This window comes from Bacillus sp. Bos-x628, assembly GCF_040500475.1.
In the GTDB taxonomy this organism is placed as follows: Bacteria; Bacillota; Bacilli; order Bacillales; family Bacillaceae; genus Bacillus; species Bacillus maqinnsis.
In genome coordinates, this window is the sequence record NZ_CP159358.1 from 2,606,474 (window position 1) to 2,623,387 (window position 16,914).

A 16,914-nucleotide genomic window follows, 5' to 3' on the forward strand; every position below is an offset into this window, starting at 1 on the left:
AACACCTTTAAGTTGAAAATCGGGTATAGAATACCTGAAAAGAAATTGGAGGTGTTTTTTGTATGAGGGCAAGAGTCAGCTACTCGGCAAGGGGAAAAGAAGAGAACAAAAACAAAAGAAAATGGTGTAACGGTCCTTTTTGCTAAACTCAACGAAAGTAATGACACCAGATTGTGAGAACACTAGAAAATAGTCTAGATGAAACTTGAGCATGACAGTATTAGAATGACATATCTTACTTCGCATGTGTTGAAAGAATTGGAGGTGTGCGAAGAGCTGAGGTTGAAAAAATAAATACTGTCAGTTGAAAAAGCTGGCTACATTTAACCTTTCAACAGCACTCGTATGATTTCGAGTGCTGTTTTTGTATCTTTCTCCCTATTTAATGACAATCTTTGCATTGGTAAAATTGTCCTTATCAATGAATAGGAGGGAGTGACTTCTTCTGGGGAAAATACTTGATGCCAAAGCACTAACAAGCGCTATGGAAGAAAGAGCGAAGCACTATCAGGAACTCCGCGAACAAATGGTAGATTTAAAGCACGCATTACAAGGTGTGGCGAATCTAGGTGATGATTTCACTGGAAAAGGTGCCGACAATATTAAAAGTTTTTATCAAGAACTAGCAGGAAATGTGGACATGCTTACTAGCTTTATAGATAAACAAAAAGCCTTTCACGAAGGTGTTGCGGGTACACTTGAAGATGCCAATTTCGGCGGTGATACTTTTATTGATGAACACTTTTTAGAAAATAAAGTAGAGATGGGGTTAAAAAACGCTAAAAGCATTGTATCTGATCAAAAGAAGGCACTGGAAACCATTTTTCAGGATATAGATGATCTCATCTCTCTTGATGTGTTTGATGATCAAATCTTTCATGAAAAGATAACGGATGCCGAAGACGAACGGAAAAAGACCGTAAAAGATTTAAACGAATTAGACCAATATCTAAAAGCTGAATATGCTTTGTCAGAGACTGAAGAGCAGGCTACAATGGCATTGTACGCCGAAATGATGAATGCGACAAATGACGGAAAAACCATTTCACCGATCAATTTTGATAAAAAAGCGTATCAAAATAGCGAAATCTACAAGGCAAAAGACGATATTGAGAAGCAAACTTCTGAATATTTAAAAAACAAAAAAGAACAAGAAGAAGCCCGCAAGATTGCGAAAGAACAGGAAGCACTGGCGAACCGTCCTTGGTATGAAAAAGCACTTGATGATGGCGGTATGCTTTTGAATGAACTGACCGGAGTGAATGACGCCAAACGAGCCGCAACGGGCATTGATCCCATCACAGGCAAACATCTCACCGCAGGAGAGCGTGTCGCCGCAGGCGGAATGGCAGCAGCAGGTTATATCCCAATTGTCGGCTGGGCAGGGCGCATTTTCAAAGGCGGAAAAGCCGTCTATAAAACCACCCAAGCTACCAAAGCCGCAATCAGTGCGGTTGACATTTACAAAACGTCACAAAAGTCCTTTGACGTCCTAAAAACATCGCAAAAAGGCTTATATGGTCTCACCGCCACAAACGGCTTCAGCGAAGCCATCACTGGCAGAGACATGTTTGGGAACAAGATCTCAAAAGAACAACAGGAAGCGAGTATGAATGCGGCGCTGGGGATGCTTTTGCCGTTTGGGGCGAAAGGGTTTTATGGGAAGATTGGGGTTAAGAGTACTGTTAAAAATGTAGATAATGGTACAGTGTGGAAGAATATAAAAATTACTCAACCACTTTATGAAGGTACAAAAATCCCAAAATCCTTTGAATTAGCAACAGCAGGTGAAAAGTTCTGGGTACATCCAAATGGAACAAAACATATGGTCGAGTATATAACAAGAGATGCGACTACACATGGTATGCCGATAAATAGTCAAACTTTATTGTCGAGTTTCCAAAACTCTGTTAACAATGCTACTAAGCAAGGAATTAAATATGAAGAAATTATGAAGATAGGTAATTGGGAATTAATATTTAGTAAACCCCGTGGAGACGGATTACGACCAGTAATAAAGCACGCTGTGTATATGCCTTAGAAGGAGACATGATAATGTTAAAAGTAACAGAATATAAAGATAGTCAGCCTATAAATATTGAATATGATCTTTATACACCGATTAATATAGAATTCGGTAGTTGGAATATATCAAAAGAGCCAACGATATATTGGAGAACTGGAGATTTCAAGAAATCTCTAATTGAAATAGGTATAGGGAAATATACAGGTAGCCTTCGTTCAATTACACTAACATTAAGTGAGAATGTACACAAAATGGAAAGTTTGAAATTTGATCTGAAAGATATAAATATAATTAAAGGCGTACCAAATTTTCAAGTAGAAGAATATAATGATATGACCTATATAGACGAAGAAGGTCAATTAGACGTATATATAGGGATAGATAATGTATTGATTTCATTTTCAGAAAATGATGCTTTATCTATTTTACAAAATGATACAGTAGGATTTGCTTTAGATAAAGATAGGGTAGTTTGTGGCATTATAATAAGTGGTATGTTAGAACATGAAAAGAAAACATTAGAAGATGCATTGAATTAGATTATTATGAAATACAAAAAATTTAACCTTTAACTGGTGGAAATAAAATTGTATGTACATGATTACTAACAGGTTAATATCGCTAGTTGCTTCTCTGTTTTTCTCGTCTCGAAAGAGCATCATGGTGTTTATATGTTTTATGGAGGTGACCTCCTATGAGGAATAACCAAAAAACAAAAATAGAAAGCTTAAAAAGAAAAAGCAGAAGAAAGCACTTATTGAACGAATAAAGCTATATGACAATTCCAGAAAACCCTTTTTTAGATATCGAAGAAAATCAATTGTTTTGTCAGAAGGTATTTACTTTCCTTCACTCGAAAGAACATAAAATTCAAATACATGGAGATAACTATCGAGAGCATATTGAAAAGTCTTCACAAATGTTAAAGGAAATCGTCAGCAGGGTGAAAGTGACTCCTAAACAAGGTAGACAGATATTTTTTCGGGAGCATGAAATTGAAGCGCTATTATTAAGTGTGAATGAATGTTTTACTCTTTTAAATCAACTTCTTGAGCAAACGAAATTTTCAAGTGAATATGGGGATTTCATTTTAGTAGCAGAGGATTTTCATTTTGGGTTGTGTATAGAGCGCCCAGAGTATTTTTATGAGCTAAGTACTTGGGGGCTGTGAGAGTTCATTATACTTATGATACCTCTAAAACGACAATGATCAATAACATATCCATTAGCAAAAAGGCCCCTGTATCTCAAATTTAAGCAATTCACTATCATTACCTTTCACATTCATATAAAATAAAGGCTAGTGCTTGATAAATGAAGGATATGTAAGCTGTGAGATACATGAGAAATCCGTATGTGAGAACGGCTTCTAGTCTTTATATCAATTATTTTTTATTAGGTATGGTCAATATTATTTTGGCTTCAAATATGCCATTTTTAATCAAACAGTTAGATACCAAAAATGCGGGAATTAGTTATATAATCTTAGCACTTTGTATTGGCAGGGTGCATCTTCAAAGGCGGGAAAGCCGTTTATAAAACCACCCAAACCACCACCAGATCCTACACTACAGAAAAAATGAAGCTGGTATGAAAGGAATTGTGTGTAAAAATGCAGGTCCTGACTTTTCACCAACAGCAAAAGCACGAGTTGAAATCGACTATACGTAATATTTGTTACTATATACAAATGATGACTTATTATAAAAATGTTACTTAAAAACAGATGAATGCAAAGCCCTTGATTGTCTTTTAGGCAACAAGTGCTTTTTGTTTTTTATGATAAATTTAAACTTTGAATATTTGAATTTAAAATGGTAGGCAATAAATTAGTATGGAAAGTACTTTTTCAGAGTAGCTAGAATTCCGTTTATATGGTTTTTATCATGAAATTGAGAAAAAAACCGACTATAAGTGAATCAGTCCCAATGGACAGGGGTTTTTTATTCTCTAAATATAAAAAAGTTTTTTGAATAGTATGAAAGCGCACTATATTAAATTTTAAGGGTAAAAAGGCATGTTTTTTTGATTTTTGATTGCTCTATTTTACTTTTATTTATACGTTTTGAAATATAAATGTAATACCATTGTGTCGATTCATGACGTATAATGGGAGTTGTTGAAATTTAGAGGATTTCAATTTTTTCATCTTTTTGGATGAAAAGGACATAAATTGCTTGTGCGTATCGAAGGGTATGTGCGTGACCATACATACGTTTTTTGCCGAAAGTTGCAAAAAACATCATTAATATGCTGACGATAGCGAATAAGAAAAGATTAGGTGATTACATGATTGAAATGAAGGAAGTCTACAAGATTTATCCTAATGGCGTAAAGGCGATCAATGGAATCAACGTCTCTATCCATCCAGGAGAGTTTGTGTATGTTGTTGGTCCCAGCGGTGCTGGTAAATCCACTTTCATCAAAATGATGTATCGTGAAGAGAAGCCAACTAAAGGGAAAATCTTAATTAATAACAAAGATTTAGGGTCGATAAAAGAAAAGGATATCCCTTATGTGAGAAGAGAGATTGGGGTTGTCTTCCAAGACTTTAAGCTTCTTCCGACACTTACAGTGTTTGAGAATGTGGCATTTGCGCTTGAAGTAATTGGTGAACAGCCTAGTATCATTAAAAAGAAAGTGCTTGATGTGCTAGATTTGGTGCAACTAAAGCACAGAGCACGTCAATTTCCTGATCAGCTGTCTGGCGGTGAACAACAGCGGGTTTCTATCGCTAGGTCAATCGTTAATAATCCTGAGGTTGTTATAGCAGATGAACCTACAGGGAACCTTGACCCGGATACATCATGGGAAATCATGAAGACATTAGAAGAAATTAATAACCGCGGAACAACTGTCGTTATGGCAACACACAACAAAGAGATCGTAAACAGCATGAAGAGACGCGTCATCGCAATCGAAGACGGTATCATTGTGCGTGACGAAGCAAGAGGGGAGTACGGAATTTATGATTAAAACTCTCTCGCGGCATTTGCGTGAGAGCTTCCGTTCACTCGGAAGGAACACGTGGATGACGTTTGCATCTATTAGTGCGGTAACTGTCACACTTATTTTAGTTGGGGTTTTTCTTGTCATTATGCTCAACTTAAATAACATGGCATCTAACGCTGAAAAAGAAGTAGAAGTAAAAGTGTTAATTGATTTAACAGCAAATAAAAAGCAGCAAAATGAGTTAAAAGCAGAGATTGAAAAGATTCCTGAAATTAGTGATGTCAAATACTCATCAAAGGATGACGAACTGAAAGCTCTGATTAAAAGCTTTGGTGAAAATGGACAATCCATGGGACTTGTTGATCAAGAAAATCCATTAAATGATGCATTTATTGTGAAAACAACAGACCCTCATGACACACCAAAAGTAGCGAAAAAATTAGAAAATCTGAAAGGTACTTATAAAGTGACCTATGGTAAAGAAGAGGTCAGTCGACTCTTTAATGTTGTAGGAGTTGCGCGTAACGTTGGGATTGCTCTCATCATTGGGCTCCTGTTTACAGCGATGTTCTTAATCTCAAATACGATCAAAATTACGATTTTTGCTAGACGTAAAGAAATCGAGATTATGAAGCTAGTAGGTGCAACGAACTGGTTTATTCGCTGGCCATTTTTCATCGAAGGATTACTGCTCGGTGTATTTGGTTCTATTATACCAATCGCCTTATTGCTTAGCACGTATCAATATGTTGTTGGCTGGGTGGCGCCGAGAGTCCAAGGTTCATTTATCTCAATGCTTCCATATAACCCGTTTGTCTATCAAATATCTCTTATCCTTCTTTTGATTGGGGCAATCATTGGGGTGTGGGGAAGCTTAACGTCCATCCGTAAATTCTTGAAAGTATAAATATCTTATTTTGAAGGCAGCATTCGAAGATTTCTATAGAAGATGTGACCGGCTGATCCTGTTCATCCGGTCGAATCTTCATGTCAATAGTTGTCATGGGAGGGGAATATCGTTTTGAAAAGAAAGCTGATGATGGCTGGAATGGCAGCGTTTATTGGAACAACGTGGCTATATATTCCAGGGAACGAAAATCGTGCCTTCGCATACGAAGACCTAGAACAAAAACGTCAACAAATCGAAAAGAAAACATCGAATACTGAAGCAACGCTTAAGAAAAAGAAATCAGAGCTTGCAACGCTTGAAAAGAAAGAAACAAAGCTAAATCAAGAGATTGAAAAAATTGACCAAAAGTTAAGTACTGCAACTGAAAAAGTCGCTGCAAAGGAAAAAGAGGTTAAACAAACCAAACAAGAGATTCAAAAACTAAAAAAAGACATTAAGATCATCAATGAGCGAATAGAAAAAAGAAAAGCTATTTTCAAAGACCGAATTCGTTCAGTGCAAAAAAGTGGCGGTACAATCAACTATTTAGATGTGCTGCTAGGTGCTCGTAGCTTTAGTGATTTTGTGAGTCGTGTTGGGGCCGTCACAACGATTGTAGAAGCCGATAAAGACATGATTACAGAACACGAAAACGATTTAAAGCTAGTGGAGCAAAAAGAAGCAGAGCTAAATAATCAATTAAGTGGACTTGAAGCCTCTCTGAAGGAGCTTGAATCTTTAAAAAAAGACCTTTCCAAGCAGCAGAAAGAAAAAGGGAAAGTGCTTGGGCATGTGACAGAAGAAAAAGAACATGCACATGATGAACTTGGCAAGCTTGAAAATGAGAAAGACATTTTAGCAAACCAAAAAGCAGCAGTGAAGTCTGAGGAAGCTCGTCGTCAAAAGGAAGAAGCCGAGAAAGCGAAGCAAGCAGTTGCACCTGCATCAAACAGTGGAGGCTCTTCAAATCATGTGTCAGATACACCGGCAAGTAGTTCAGGTTTTATCAAACCGGCTGCCGGAAGGTTTTCTTCAGGATTTGGAAGACGTTCAGGCGGGCAGCATTACGGCTTAGATATTGCTGCGAAAGGCACAGTATCTGTCGTGGCAGCAGCATCTGGAACGGTCACCAATTCAAGCTACTCGTCTAGCTACGGGAATGTGATATTCATTACGCACAACATGAATGGTCAAACGTATCAAACCGTGTACGCTCACTTGTCAACGAGAAGTGTTTCAACAGGACAAAGAGTCGAGCAAGGACAATTCCTTGGTTACATGGGAAATACAGGTCAGTCATACGGTCAGCACCTTCATTTTGAAATTCATAAAGGATTATGGAATGGTGCAAAATCAAATGCAGTGAATCCTGCTCAATATATACGTTAGCAAAAAGCCGATAACATCATGTTATCGGCTTTTTGCTTAGGTAGGTGCTGAATTAAAATAGCAGTAGCAATCCGGCAACAATCGGTGTTAAAAGCACTGCAGATTTCAGTAAAAGCTTCGGTGCAAGACGAGTGAATTTAGCACCAATATATGCGCCCAATACCGTTCCAATTAAGATTTGAATTAGCAAGATAAAGTCTACATAGCCTTCTGAAATGTAACCAATTCCACCTCCAATGGAGATCGGAATAATGACAAGCATGGTCGTGCCGACAGCCTGTCTGATGGACAGCTTCAGCATAATCAAAAGTCCAACTTGTATAAATGGGGCAGACCCTATGCCAAACATCCCTGACAGCATGCCGGATACGAGCCCTAAAATAATGCCTCTTGTCCAAATTTGACGTGAAGAAAGCGGCTGCTGCTCAGCTTTCTCATTGAGGACAAATAATTTAATCATCATAAAAACAGCGGATAAAAAGAGCATGCCGGCAGTTAAATAATGCAGGCTTTCTTCTGGTATGAATGGTGCAACCTTTGCTCCTGCAAAAGAGGCAATACAAGCTAAAGCTCCGACAATCAAGCCCGATTTTAGCTGAATATTCCCTTCCCGATAGTGACTGTATGCACCAGATAATGTTGTGAAGGCCATAGCAGCTAAAGACGTTCCGAGTGCTGTATGAATCGGTACATCAAAAATCAATGTAAGCAATGCGATGACAAAACCAGCCCCGCCAGCTCCTACAAAACCTAATAATATTCCTAATAAAAGCATAGTCAATATAATATACATGACGAAGACTCCTTCTCAATCATAACAAAATAAAAATTACACCTAATGAAATGATTAGTCAAGTCTTCACGGCGAGAATGTACTTACATGAAATGCCTTCTTCTGGCATATAATAACTCAGGTCATTAGGAAGAGTTGAAGAAGGAGGCCAAATATGAGAAAACAAATCGCATCAATCATGGCAAGTGTCATCTTAATAGTAAGCGCCAGTGTTTTTACACATAAGGAGGGGACTCATGCGGAGTCGCCGGCAACACCTGTTGCAATGGCTGGACAAGTTCAATCTAGTGATCGGGCTAAAGAAGACGGAATGGAGAAAATCGAGAAAGCCTATGACCTTATCTCGAATGAATATGTGGAGGAGGTCGATCGCAAAAAGCTACTTGAAGGTGCGATTCAAGGAATGCTTTCGACATTAAATGATCCATACTCTGTGTACATGGACAAGCAAACAGCGAAACAATTTTCTGATTCTCTTGACTCATCTTTTGAAGGGATTGGTGCTGAAGTGGGGATGGATGAAGGGAAGATTATTATTGTATCTGCCTTTAAGAAATCCCCTGCAGCAAAAGCGGGTCTTAAGCCGAAAGATGAAATCATCAGCATTGATGGAGAATCGATGAAAGAAAAAAGTCTAAATGACGCGGTGTTGAAAATAAGAGGAAAAAAAGGAACGTCTGTAGCGATTAAAATTAGACGAAACGGAATGGAAAAGGATTTAACATTCCGTATTAAACGAGAAGAAATCCCGCTTGAAACCGTCTCAGCCTCTATCAAAGATGTGAAGGGTCATAAAACAGGCTATATTGCGATATCTAGCTTCTCTGAAGATACAGCGAAGGATTTCACCTCAAGTCTGAACAGGCTCGAAAAAAAGGGCATAGAGGGACTTGTGATTGATGTGAGAGGAAATCCTGGTGGGTATCTACAAAGTGTAGAAGAAATATTGAAGCATTTTATCACAAAAGACCAGCCATATATTCAAATTGCAGAACGCAATGGCGACCGGAAACGATACTTTTCAAAACGGAAAGAGAAAAAGCCTTATCCAGTCAACGTTCTCATTGACAAAGGAAGTGCATCAGCTTCTGAAATTCTCGCAGGTGCGATGAAAGAAGCGGGGAATTATGATGTCGTAGGTGATGTTTCCTTCGGGAAAGGAACTGTACAGCAGGCAGTTCCGATGGGGGATGGCAGCAACATCAAACTGACACTATATAAGTGGCTTACACCAAAAGGGAATTGGATACACAAAAAAGGTGTGGTGCCGACAATCGCTATTCATCAACCAGATTATTTTACAGCCGGTCCGCTTCAGTTAAAGGAGCCCCTTCAGCTGGATATGAATAATGAAGAAGTCAAACAAGCGCAGACGCTATTAAAGGGACTTGCGTTTGACCCTGGCAGATTCGATGGATATTTTGATGAAGAAACGAAAAAAGCAGTACTTGCTCTTCAAAGCACATATCATCTTGATAAAACAGGTGTGATTGATTTGAAGACAGCGAAGTTGATGAACCAGAAGGTCGATGAAGTGAAATCCTACGAAAAGAATGATCTTCAGCTACAAACTGCACTAAAAGCACTATATCTCAAAAAATAAAGAGGCCTTTATTCGCCTCTTTATTTTTGGTTCATAAGTGTCACAAACATGTAAAAATTTATTCATAAAAATAAATTATATCGAGAAATATATTCATTTATTTTACAAAAAACATAACATTCCTTCGAATTTACCCGATAACATATTTATATAAGAGACTTTCTGTTGATTTAAACATGCCATGAAAATGAAACTTTTGAAAGTTGTATGTTACATAAATAATTCTTACAATTATAAAGTAGCACTCATTTAAAATATTTTATTTTATTTTTTGCGGATATTCAGCTTGAGTATTAAGCTGTACTGAGGTTGCGCTTTTCTTAAAAGAACTAGTAAATGGGGGTACACAATTGAAAAGGGCAAGTATTGTGAGAGAGAAAAAATATTACGAATTGGTAGAGGAACTTAAGAGTCGCACGAAAAATGTGACATTTTCCTCTACAAAGGCATTAAGTCTGCTCATGCTGTTAAGCAGATACTTAGTCAATTACACAACGGTAGAATCAGTCGACGAAATTGATGAAGACTGTGCTGAGATATACTTCAATTATTTAATGGATAATCATAAGAGACTTGGTATAAACTTAACCGACATTAAAAGGTCGATGCAGCTTCTTGGCGGCATACTAGATGTAGATGTCAATCACTATTTAAAGGACTTTTCACTGTCGAATGTAACACTTTGGATGAATCAGGAGAAATAAACCTGATGTCAAGCAACGATTTATTTGATAGAATAAGAGAAAATGCTTGACTTGGGCGGTGAACGATAATGAGTTCGGAATGGATGGGAGTGGGATTAAAAGCGATCGGTCTGTTTTTCATCCATCCTCTTTTTTATTTAATGATATTGATAAGCCTATTGTATGGCTATATCCGCGTGAAGCGAGAGAGAAAAGCGTTTCAAACAAGAATAGAAGATGTATACGATGAACTAAAATTTACATATTCTAAGGGATGGGTTCTAGGGATTTGTCTATCCATTGTAACAGTAGGTTTAGGGATTGCCCTGCCGCTTGGATTCATCGTGCTGGTTGCAGCTATGACCATCGTTTTTTCTCTATTCTTTAAGGCGAGTGCGCTCTCGTCTGCATACACACTCGGTTTCAGTTTTATTGCGGCATTTGGATTGATGCATTTTCAAGTGAGCCCTTCTTGGCTGCCGCAGCTTTCAATGATGAATGCATCTGCCGTTGTCATCCTGCTAGGGTTACTATTAATGACTGAAGGTATTCTAGCATATCGAACGGCACATTTACGTACATCGCCTGCAATGGTGATGAGTGCGAGAGGACTTCTGATTGGACAGCAGAGGGCAAACCGTCTATGGCTTCTACCACTTGTCTTGCTGATGCCAGCAGGTGAATTAACATCCTCTCTGCCATGGTGGCCGGTGCTTCAGGTGAACGATCAGAGTTTTTCATTCATTTGTATTCCGTATATTATTGGCTTCGGTCAACGGATTCAGGGATCGCTGCCAATTGTCAGTATTCAAATTACTGCACGGCGTATTCTTATGCTCGGACTGGCTATTGCATTATTAGGTGCTGCAAGTATTTGGTTTGAGCCGATTGCTTGGGGAGCTGTTGTGATGGCCATTTTAGGAAGGGCCTTTCTTTCTTGGAAGCAGAGAGTCAATGACAATGCGGCGCCTTTCTACTTCTCTAAGCGCAATCAAGGGCTGATGGTGCTGGGAACTATTCCGAATACACCCGCGGCTGATTTAAAGCTTGAGATCGGTGAAGTTATTACAAAGGTAAATGGAATTGAGGTCAAAACCGTTTCTGAGTTTTATGAAGCCCTTCAAACCAATCGGGCCCTGACAAAGCTTGAGATCATTGGCTTAAATGGTCAGACAAGATTTGAAAAACGTGCTTCTTATGAAGGTGAGCATCATCAGCTTGGGATCTTATTTGTGAAAGATGACTCGATGCAAGAACAGACCGATATTTCATCCTGAAAAGGGCTAAAATGATTTTTATTTTAGCCCTTTGTCATCTTTTATGAGCGGGAAATATTAAACTGTAGTTGATGGCGCACTCATTTCTAACCTTTTCTTAGGTGGGAAATGTTGTTGACTAACCAATGAAAACGAGACAAAATTTTAATTAGAAGCAAGGAATTGAAATGATTACCCCTGCCTCATTGGATAAGGGGTTTTTTGTTTAAACGTGATGATCAATGTTCTTGTCTCCTTGGTCAAATGCAGAGAATATGAAATCAATTCCAATAAATAAAAAGCTGACGAAGAAAGATAAAATCAAAGTACCGTTGTTCCAAATCGTCACTTTCACTAAATTTAAGTTGAGTACATATTGAATGGAAAAATAAATAACAACCCATAAACTAATAAATTCTAAGATGTAGGTCAGCCAATCAGGGAATTCCAATAAATATGTGATGCCTTTTCCTATGAATAACATAAATATCGACCCAAAAAGGGAGAGAACACTTACCAATAATGAGAAAGTCAACAAAGAAAAAAATGAATCATAAGTTATATATTCCCCGAAAAGAAAGTTTACTCCTAAAGAGACGAAATAAAGCATGACACTAGGAATTGTGATAACAACACTTAGGGAAAATAAAATGAGTACAATAAAAAGAATGGCAGCAAATGCTCCGGGAGGTTCCTCTAGAATATTTTTCTTTCTTAAAATAGTATAGGTGATGATAGATATTAAAAGGAGCACTAAAAAAGTCAACGAAATGACATAAGAAAAAGACATGAATATCCTCCATAAAGAAGCGCTATTTAGCACTTTTATTTTTTGTTAAAAAAGATTAATAATAAACTTTGCTAGAGTCTTAGCGACATCTCTTAGAGCGCCGACTTCAATAAAAGCTTTCGTGACCTGTTTTTTTATCTTCTTGAATAGAAAAAAAGTTGCGTGATCTTTGCGGTAATGAATTTCCTATAAAATGATAATATATGTCATTATAAGGAAATTGGGGGAAGAGGTAAAGTCTTATGTTGAATTTGAAAATTATGACTACCTTAACGCCATTACCTTCTATAAAACTAGTAAAAGCCTTTGACAGTAACACGAAAAGATTAAAAGCATCTGCACTATATAATTTAGGACTCAGTTATTTCCTAACAATAAATGATCACTTGAAATGAAATACTTTAATGATTCAATGAATGCCTTTAAAGAACAAGGTTACGAACATTTAAATCGAATTTTATGAAAAGGATCTTTATTCCAAAGTCAAGTGAAGTCATAAGGCATTATCGGTTATTCTGTTTAATAAAAAATCTTCGCAATGTATTGCCCTCCCTAAATTTAGGAAACGGTTCATATTAGGTACTTTTGAGGCATGAGTGCGGTTCAACACTGCACTCATGCCTTATTCGTTTTTAATTGTTATTGGACCCGATTTCTCATTTGGCTTTTCAGCTTTAAAGTTAGATAAAATGTTAGGCGCAACTTTACAGACTGTTCGTTTGTATGAACGATTGTTCTTCATTTGAACCATGTATTTGAGTCGCAGGGCTTCCATGGTGCATATGCGCTTATATAGTGAAGTACGCCTAATTTAAATTTTACCTAGTTAACTTTGAAAAGGTACATTCTAGTCGAGAAAGACTGTCATATCAATGTTTCTACACAATGAGATCGAGAGTTTGTGTATCAAAGACTTTATTGTAAATGTAATTACTTGAATCAAGGTAAGCTGTTCTTTTACTATAGAGGTATAACATCACTATTTCTTAAAAAGAATGGAAAGAAATTGGGTTGAAGAAAAAGCGTTAAATAGAAAGGATGAACAATATGAGGAAGAAAGAAATCTTAAAAAAGGAAATCATTGAAGCGTATGAATTCCGTCATGCAACAAAAGAGTTTGATCCGTCGAAAAAGATTCCAGAGGATGATTTTGCTTTTATTTTAGAAACAGGAAGACTTTCTCCAAGTTCTGTAGGATTTGAGCCATGGAAATTCCTCGTGATTCAAAATGAAGAGTTTAGAGAAAAATTAAAAGAGTATACATGGGGGGCGCAAAAGCAGCTTCCAACTGCCAGCCATTTTGTCATCATTTTGGCGAGAACGGATGCGCGCTATGATTCAGCATATGCGGAATATATCAATAAACAAATTAAGGGGATGACAGACGAGACGTTTGACATGGTGAAGGAACGCTACAAACAATTCCAAGAGAACGATCTTCATTTGCTTGAGAATGACCGTACACTATTTGACTGGGCTTCGAAACAGACGTACATTGCACTTGGAAACATGATGACAGCAGCTGCGCAAATCGGCATTGATTCATGTCCAGTAGAAGGCTTTAGCTACGATGATATCCATCGCATTCTTGAGGAAGAAGGTTTACTTGAGGATGGTCAGTACGATATTTCGGTGATGGTGGCTTTTGGTTATCGAGTAACAGAACCGAAGCGAGGCAAAACACGACGACCAATGGATGAAGTAGCGGTTTGGATTCGTTAAAGGGTTGTTTGTCTGAAAAAGGATGTTGACAACTGCGTGGTTAGTCAGTATATTTAAAAAATAAAATCTTTGATAATTATAAAAGTTGATTATAAACGCTTTGACTTGAGAGTAGTAAATGAACATCCGTTTTTGAAGAGAGCTGCGGGTCGGTGCAACGCAGTAAAACGGATTCGTTGAACTCGCTCAATGAGCGGTAAGACTGAATGGATAGATAGTAAGTCTTTACGTGTGACCTCCGTTATCGGGTTTTAAGTTGGATTCAGCTATAGCTGGAATTAATAAGAGTGGTAACGCGGTTGCAAGGGTCAGTCGTCTCTTCAAGGAGATGGCTGGCCTTTTTATCTGTTTTCATCTTGTATTTGTCTGAAGATTCAAATTTAAAAGGAGCTATAGCAAATGGAAAAGGAACAAGTGCAATTAAAACGAACAATGACGTCAAGGCATATGATGATGCTTGCGCTTGGCGGTGCAATCGGTGCTGGCCTGTTTAAAGGAAGCAGTTCTGCCATTGATATTGCAGGTCCTGCTGTCATTTTGGCATATATGATGGGTGGTCTTATTTTATTATTTATTATGCAAGGACTTGCCGAAATGACAGTCGCACGACCTGGAGCAAGAACGTTTCGCGATTTGATTGAACCTGTATTAGGTAAATATCCGGCCTACTTTTTAGATTGGATTTATTGGAAGATGTGGGTGCTGAACATTGCAGCAGAAGCCATTGTCTCTGCAATTTTTATTCGTTACTGGTTCCCACAAGTTCCGGTTTGGATTCTTGTGTTAATCATTTCACTTGCCGTGACGTTAATCAATGTCTGTTCTGTGCAAATGTTTGCTGAGACAGAGTATTGGTTAACTTCAGTTAAGATTGCCGTGATTATTTTATTTATGATCATTGGTTTAACCATGTTGTTTGTCTCATTCGGACAGCATACAGCACCCGGCTTATCCAATTTAACCGAACACGGTGGGTTTTTCCCTAATGGCACTGGTGGACTAATTGCAGCAATGCTTGTCGTGGTTTATTCCTATGGCGGAACCGAAATGATCGGTGTCACATTAGCGGAAACGAAAAATCCTGAAAAGGTGATCCCAAAAGCGATTCAAAGTACATTTGTTCGGATCATTGGTTTCTATGTCTTGCCTTTCTTTATCATTGTCAGCTTAATCCCGTGGAATCAGGTGAACAATGAACAAGTGAGTCCATTCGTTACAGTGTTTGCAACCATTGGGGTGCCATATGCAAGTGACATCATGAACGGCATCATTTTACTTGCCATTCTGTCTTCTATGAACTCTGGTCTGTATGCTTCATCAAGGGTGCTCTATACGCAGGCGATGGACGGTCGTGTATGGAAAGGCTTCTCAAAGCTTTCAAAGCAGCAAGTACCTGTAAGAGCCATTCTTATTTGTACTTCTACATTGTATGCGGCTGTGTTGATCTCTCTTTTTGTAGGAAGTCAAACCTTTCATTACTTAATGGGGTCTTTAAGTTATACGGTCTTATTTATTTGGTTTATTATTGCAGTTGGTCATTTGAAATCTCGCCGCGTGAAAGCGCCAGGGAACTATCGCGTAAAACTTTACCCGATCACGACGTGGTTTTCTGTGATTGCGATTATTGCCATTTTTATCGGTGTTGTTTCAACGACACCAATTGTACAAACCTTTGTAACAATGGGGATTTATATCATCATTACGCTTTCTTTCTTTATCAAAAGGGAGCGTTTTGAAACATCGTCGGCTTAATGGAAAAAGCGTGCAGGACCTATTGAACAGGTCTCGCACGCTTTTTTTAATGTTGTTTATAATGTTTGAAATGAACTGGTGATTGAACCGACTGGGGTTTTGACTGAAGTCCGTAGCTTTCTCTGACAATGTAAAGCGGTCGATCTTTTGCTTCATCGTAAATTCTGCCAATGTATTCCCCGATCAACCCTAGCATAAAGAGTATGATCCCACTAAAGAAAAGCTGTATGACGATTAAAGAACTCCAGCCAGTAATCGTACTATTTGTAAAGAGCTTTAAGTATAAAACAAGAAACATGGAAATGAATCCAATGGCAGAAAGCGCAATACCTGTAACGCTTGCCAGCTTCAAAGGCTTATAGGAAAAGGAAGTAATACCGTCCATTGAGAGCTTGAGCATTTTTTTGAGCGGATACTTTGTTTCTCCTGCCAGTCGTTCATCTCGTACGTATTCAACAGCGGTTTGTTTGAAGCCGAGCCAGCTAACTAAGCCGCGAACAAATGGATTCTTCTCTCGTACTTTTCTCATTTCGTGACATACCTTACGATCCATCAGTCTGAAATCACCGGTGTCGATTGGAATGTCCACTTCAGTGATTTTACGTAAAATCCGGTAAAAAAGAGCGGCCGTTTGTTTTTTGAAAAAAGTTTCTCCCTTTCTTTTCGTGCGGACGGCATACACAACTTCATAGCCTTCCTTCCATTTTTCAATCATTTCTAATATCAATTCGGGAGGATCTTGTAAATCTGCGTCAATCACCACAACGGCATTTCCTTTTGCATAATCCATCCCGGCTGTTATCGCTATCTGATGTCCAAAATTACGAGAAAAATCAATTAATTTCACATTCGGATCAGTCTGACAGTATCCTTTAATCAGTTCAGCTGTTCGATCTATACTGCCGTCATTGACGAAGAGAAGCTCATACGTTTCTCCTGTCGAATCCATGACAGTCTTAAGTCGCTGATAGGATTCATGGATTACAAGTTCTTCATTATAGACGGGTACAACAACAGAATACTGTATACTTTTTTCCATCAGCCATTTCCTCCTTCTTT

At 38.1% G+C, this 16,914-nt stretch carries 14 protein-coding genes, 2 pseudogenes and 1 other annotated feature; of the genes and pseudogenes, 13 read left to right on the forward strand and 3 right to left on the reverse strand.

Translation table 11 applies throughout. The annotated features are described in order from the left end of the window. Positions 1-484 precede the first annotated feature (484 nt). The 8 genes and pseudogenes from ABVJ71_RS13395 to ABVJ71_RS13430 all read left to right on the forward strand — a co-directional run bounded on the left by ABVJ71_RS13395 (position 485) and on the right by ABVJ71_RS13430 (position 7,256). Positions 485-2,041 carry a T7SS effector LXG polymorphic toxin gene (locus ABVJ71_RS13395; protein WP_353854457.1) on the forward strand — a complete coding sequence of 519 codons (1,557 nt, stop codon included), beginning with the start codon at positions 485-487 and terminating at the stop codon, positions 2,039-2,041. 14 nt (positions 2,042-2,055) lie between these two features. Continuing rightward, the gene (locus ABVJ71_RS13400) at positions 2,056-2,565 is read left to right on the forward strand and encodes a hypothetical protein (protein WP_353854458.1); all 510 of its coding nucleotides are present in this window, start codon (positions 2,056-2,058) and stop codon (positions 2,563-2,565) included. Between the two features lie 236 nt (positions 2,566-2,801). Then, on the forward strand, positions 2,802-3,197 hold the full coding sequence (locus ABVJ71_RS13405; protein WP_353854459.1) for a hypothetical protein: 396 nt from the start codon (positions 2,802-2,804) through the stop codon (positions 3,195-3,197). Positions 3,198-3,367: 170 nt separating this feature from the next. After that, positions 3,368-3,535: pseudogene (locus ABVJ71_RS13410) on the forward strand (MFS transporter); the annotation flags it as partial. A gap of 69 nt (positions 3,536-3,604) precedes the next feature. Beyond that, positions 3,605-3,691 (forward strand): annotated as a pseudogene (locus tag ABVJ71_RS13415) (cytoplasmic protein); the annotation flags it as partial. A gap of 624 nt (positions 3,692-4,315) precedes the next feature. Next, the gene (gene ftsE / locus ABVJ71_RS13420) at positions 4,316-5,002 is read left to right on the forward strand and encodes a cell division ATP-binding protein FtsE (RefSeq protein WP_353856672.1); all 687 of its coding nucleotides are present in this window, start codon (positions 4,316-4,318) and stop codon (positions 5,000-5,002) included. Then, positions 4,995-5,885 (forward strand): permease-like cell division protein FtsX, encoded by an 891-nt coding sequence (gene ftsX / locus ABVJ71_RS13425; protein ID WP_353854460.1) that lies wholly within the window; start codon positions 4,995-4,997, stop codon positions 5,883-5,885. The genes ftsE and ftsX overlap by 8 nt, the downstream gene beginning before the upstream one ends. A 114-nt stretch (positions 5,886-5,999) precedes the next feature. Beyond that, positions 6,000-7,256: a peptidoglycan DD-metalloendopeptidase family protein gene (locus ABVJ71_RS13430; RefSeq protein WP_353854461.1), complete on the forward strand. Its 1,257-nt coding sequence runs from the start codon at positions 6,000-6,002 to the stop codon at positions 7,254-7,256. A gap of 52 nt (positions 7,257-7,308) precedes the next feature. On the opposite strand, the gene ABVJ71_RS13435 is transcribed toward ABVJ71_RS13430, so the two are convergent. Further along, the gene (locus ABVJ71_RS13435; RefSeq protein WP_353854462.1) at positions 7,309-8,049 is read right to left on the reverse strand and encodes a sulfite exporter TauE/SafE family protein; all 741 of its coding nucleotides are present in this window, start codon (positions 8,047-8,049) and stop codon (positions 7,309-7,311) included. Between the two features lie 154 nt (positions 8,050-8,203). Between ABVJ71_RS13435 and ABVJ71_RS13440 the strand changes: the two genes are divergently transcribed. The 3 genes from ABVJ71_RS13440 (at position 8,204) to ABVJ71_RS13450 (ending at position 11,612) form a co-directional block, all read left to right on the forward strand. Next, complete coding sequence (locus tag ABVJ71_RS13440) at positions 8,204-9,652, forward strand: S41 family peptidase (protein ID WP_353854463.1); 1,449 nt, start codon at positions 8,204-8,206, stop codon at positions 9,650-9,652. Positions 9,653-10,002: 350 nt separating this feature from the next. Beyond that, positions 10,003-10,356 (forward strand): swarming motility protein SwrAA, encoded by a 354-nt coding sequence (locus ABVJ71_RS13445; RefSeq protein ID WP_353854464.1) that lies wholly within the window; start codon positions 10,003-10,005, stop codon positions 10,354-10,356. Between the two features lie 68 nt (positions 10,357-10,424). After that, positions 10,425-11,612, forward strand: coding sequence for a PDZ domain-containing protein (locus tag ABVJ71_RS13450; protein WP_353854465.1), 1,188 nt, complete (start codon positions 10,425-10,427; stop codon positions 11,610-11,612). 205 nt (positions 11,613-11,817) lie between these two features. On the opposite strand, the gene ABVJ71_RS13455 is transcribed toward ABVJ71_RS13450, so the two are convergent. After that, entirely contained in the window at positions 11,818-12,075 is a 258-nt protein-coding gene (locus ABVJ71_RS13455; protein ID WP_353854466.1) for a hypothetical protein, read from the reverse strand. A 1,353-nt stretch (positions 12,076-13,428) separates the two neighbouring features. Here ABVJ71_RS13455 and ABVJ71_RS13460 point away from each other — a divergent pair. Then, positions 13,429-14,103, forward strand: coding sequence for an NAD(P)H-dependent oxidoreductase (locus tag ABVJ71_RS13460; protein WP_353854467.1), 675 nt, complete (start codon positions 13,429-13,431; stop codon positions 14,101-14,103). A gap of 91 nt (positions 14,104-14,194) precedes the next feature. After that, positions 14,195-14,426, forward strand: a binding site (T-box leader). A 76-nt stretch (positions 14,427-14,502) separates the two neighbouring features. Then, positions 14,503-15,855 (forward strand): amino acid permease, encoded by a 1,353-nt coding sequence (locus ABVJ71_RS13465; RefSeq protein ID WP_353854468.1) that lies wholly within the window; start codon positions 14,503-14,505, stop codon positions 15,853-15,855. Between the two features lie 46 nt (positions 15,856-15,901). On the opposite strand, the gene ABVJ71_RS13470 is transcribed toward ABVJ71_RS13465, so the two are convergent. Further along, a complete protein-coding gene (locus ABVJ71_RS13470) occupies positions 15,902-16,894 on the reverse strand; it encodes a glycosyltransferase family 2 protein (protein ID WP_353854469.1) in 993 nt (330 codons plus the stop codon). Positions 16,895-16,914: the final 20 nt, after the last annotated feature.

What these genes read in the sequence shown, in the direction of transcription:
- ABVJ71_RS13395 (WP_353854457.1), top strand. Translation starts at nt 485, where the DNA reads ATGGAAGAAAGAGCGAAGCACTATCAGGAACTCCGCGAACAAATGGTA.
- ABVJ71_RS13400 (WP_353854458.1), top strand. Translation starts at nt 2,056, where the DNA reads ATGTTAAAAGTAACAGAATATAAAGATAGTCAGCCTATAAATATTGAA.
- ABVJ71_RS13405 (WP_353854459.1), top strand. Translation starts at nt 2,802, where the DNA reads ATGACAATTCCAGAAAACCCTTTTTTAGATATCGAAGAAAATCAATTG.
- ftsE (WP_353856672.1), top strand. Translation starts at nt 4,316, where the DNA reads ATGATTGAAATGAAGGAAGTCTACAAGATTTATCCTAATGGCGTAAAG.
- ftsX (WP_353854460.1), top strand. Translation starts at nt 4,995, where the DNA reads ATGATTAAAACTCTCTCGCGGCATTTGCGTGAGAGCTTCCGTTCACTC.
- ABVJ71_RS13435 (WP_353854462.1), bottom strand. Translation starts at nt 8,049, where the DNA reads ATGTATATTATATTGACTATGCTTTTATTAGGAATATTATTAGGTTTT.
- ABVJ71_RS13440 (WP_353854463.1), top strand. Translation starts at nt 8,204, where the DNA reads ATGAGAAAACAAATCGCATCAATCATGGCAAGTGTCATCTTAATAGTA.
- ABVJ71_RS13450 (WP_353854465.1), top strand. Translation starts at nt 10,425, where the DNA reads ATGAGTTCGGAATGGATGGGAGTGGGATTAAAAGCGATCGGTCTGTTT.
- ABVJ71_RS13455 (WP_353854466.1), bottom strand. Translation starts at nt 12,075, where the DNA reads ATGTTATTCATAGGAAAAGGCATCACATATTTATTGGAATTCCCTGAT.
- ABVJ71_RS13460 (WP_353854467.1), top strand. Translation starts at nt 13,429, where the DNA reads ATGAGGAAGAAAGAAATCTTAAAAAAGGAAATCATTGAAGCGTATGAA.
- ABVJ71_RS13465 (WP_353854468.1), top strand. Translation starts at nt 14,503, where the DNA reads ATGGAAAAGGAACAAGTGCAATTAAAACGAACAATGACGTCAAGGCAT.
- ABVJ71_RS13470 (WP_353854469.1), bottom strand. Translation starts at nt 16,894, where the DNA reads ATGGAAAAAAGTATACAGTATTCTGTTGTTGTACCCGTCTATAATGAA.